This is a genomic window from Pseudomonas sp. HMWF006, assembly GCF_003061205.1.
Taxonomy (GTDB): domain Bacteria; phylum Pseudomonadota; class Gammaproteobacteria; order Pseudomonadales; family Pseudomonadaceae; genus Aquipseudomonas; species Aquipseudomonas monsensis.
In genome coordinates this window covers 1-2,060 of record NZ_QAIU01000356.1, presented here as the reverse complement: position 1 = coordinate 2,060, position 2,060 = coordinate 1, and the positions used below count along the sequence as shown (strand labels likewise).

The following is a 2,060-nucleotide window of genomic DNA, read 5'->3' as shown; positions in this document are numbered from 1 at the left end:
GGGCAAAGCCCCAGCCGCCGTTAGGTAGCTGACCGAAGGTCAGGTTCTGCAAGTGGTGCTGGATATAGCCCGAAGCGGTTGTTTCTGCCATGGTTGCCTCAAACGCCCTAAGGTCTCGAAAGTCTTGTTCTCATCAGCAGGGGAGCGAACCAGCTGACCGACTGAGTCAGCACGAACGCGCCGAATACTGCGATCGGCGCCAGTGGCTTCACACCTGCAAACACCAGTGCAAAGAGCACTGCCGTCAAAATCAGTTTGCCTGCCTCGCCGGCATAAAAAGACCGGACGATGGACTGGGCTGCTCGGGCGCCGGAAAACCGAAATGCCCTGTGAGCGAAATAAACATTGGGCAGCAAGGCTATCAGGCCTCCGCAAAGTCCCGAGTATCCGGCAACGACTCCATGCCATTGCCAGAGCGCCAAAGCGGCAATCAGCAAAACGACAAACTGAGCCATCAACACCGGAAAAACCGCCAGGCGATGGAACGGCAGGCGGTTTGGCTTGCGGGTTTCCATCACGATTGCTCTCCAATGGTCGGCTGCCGAAATTCAATAACTTGGCATAATTTGTGCCGACAAAATGCGCGCAGAGTATAGGGGCGGTTCTGCCCCTATTCAACTGTCAGGTAGTGATTTCCGACTGCGCGCTACATGAGGAAATGTTTCAGCGGATGTGTGCGAGCACACCTTGGAGCTCATCGAGAGAGTTATAACCGATGACCAGCTGACCCTTTCCCTTCTTTCCGTGGCGAATCTGCACCGCAGAGCCTAGGCGCTCGGCCAGACGCTGCTCGAGGCGGGCGATATCCGGGTCGGGTTTGGCCGCTTCCACCGGCTCCGGTTTACCACTCAGCCACTGGCGAACCAGTGCCTCGGTTTGGCGCACGGTCAGGCCGCGTGCGACAACATGTCGCGCCCCCTCGACCTGCTGATTGTCCGGCAGACCGAGCAATGCACGAGCGTGGCCCATCTCCAGGTCGCCGTGGGACAGCATGGTCTTGATCACTTCCGGCAGTGCAATAAGCCGCAACAGGTTAGCCACAGTGACGCGGGACTTACCCACAGCCTCGGCGACTTGCTGCTGAGTGAGCTGGAATTCCTGCTGCAGACGCTGCAGGGCGACCGCTTCTTCGATCGGGTTGAGGTCTTCACGCTGGATGTTTTCGATCAGCGCAATGGCGATCGCGGTTTCATCCGGCACATCGCGGACCATGGCCGGGATGGTTTCCTGCCCGGCCTGCTGGCTGGCACGCCAGCGGCGCTCACCGGCGATGATCTCAAAGCGGCCACCGCCAATCGGGCGCACCACGATCGGCTGCATGACGCCTTGTGCCTTGATCGACGACGCCAGTTCTTCCAGCGCCTGCGGGTCCATGTCCCGACGTGGCTGGTATTTGCCGCGCTGGAGCAAGTCCAGCGGCAAGTGTTGCAACTCACGGGTATCGGCCTGCGCCGCTTGTTCTTCCAGCGCGCTGACGGTCGGACCACTCAGCAGTGCATCCAGTCCACGTCCGAGACCTCGTTTCTTGACGGCCATGGGGATTCCTTAAGTTGGCTGGGCAGCGGCGATGCGTGAATTTTTGCGCTGACGACGAACCATCTCGCCGGCCAGGGCCAGGTAGGCCAGGGCGCCGCGCGATTGCTTGTCGTAGGCCAGCGCCGGCATGCCGTAGCTCGGCGCTTCGGCCAGGCGAATGTTGCGCGGGATCACCGTGTCGTAGAGCTGCTCGCCGAAGTGTTCCTTGAGCTGCGCCGACACATCGTTCATCAGGCTCAGGCGCGGGTCGTACATGGTCCGCAGCAGGCCCTCGACTTTCAGGTTCGGGTTCAGCAGTTCAGCGATGCGCTTGATGTTATCCACAAGGTCGCTCAAACCCTCGAGCGCAAAGTACTCGCACTGCATGGGGATAATCACCCCATCGGCGGCAACCAGTGCGTTCAGCGTGAGCATCGACAGCGACGGCGGACAGTCGATCAGAATGTAATCGTAGTTTTCGCGGATCGGCGCCAGCGCGCTGCGCAGACGGCTTTCCTTCATCTGCATTTCCAGCAGCACTACTT

The 2,060-nt window shown here is 60.0% G+C and carries 3 protein-coding genes and 1 pseudogene; all 4 read right to left on the bottom strand.

Going from position 1 to position 2,060, the window contains the following annotated elements:
- Nucleotides 1-91, bottom strand: a pseudogene (locus tag DBR24_RS14580) (F0F1 ATP synthase subunit A); the annotation flags it as partial.
- 16 nt (nucleotides 92-107) lie between these two features.
- Nucleotides 108-515: a F0F1 ATP synthase subunit I gene (locus tag DBR24_RS14575; protein WP_123470093.1), complete on the bottom strand. Its 408-nt coding sequence runs from the start codon at nucleotides 513-515 to the stop codon at nucleotides 108-110.
- A 148-nt stretch (nucleotides 516-663) separates the two neighbouring features.
- Nucleotides 664-1,536, bottom strand: a complete 873-nt coding sequence (locus DBR24_RS14570) for a ParB/RepB/Spo0J family partition protein (protein WP_041073587.1) — start codon at nucleotides 1,534-1,536, stop codon at nucleotides 664-666.
- Between the two features lie 9 nt (nucleotides 1,537-1,545).
- Nucleotides 1,546-2,060: ParA family protein (locus DBR24_RS14565; RefSeq protein ID WP_146189048.1), on the bottom strand; the 515-nt coding region annotated here is incomplete at its 5' end.

Coding starts and splice junctions, on each gene's coding strand:
- DBR24_RS14575 (WP_123470093.1), bottom strand. CDS start 515: ATGGAAACCCGCAAGCCAAACCGCCTGCCGTTCCATCGCCTGGCGGTT.
- DBR24_RS14570 (WP_041073587.1), bottom strand. CDS start 1,536: ATGGCCGTCAAGAAACGAGGTCTCGGACGTGGACTGGATGCACTGCTG.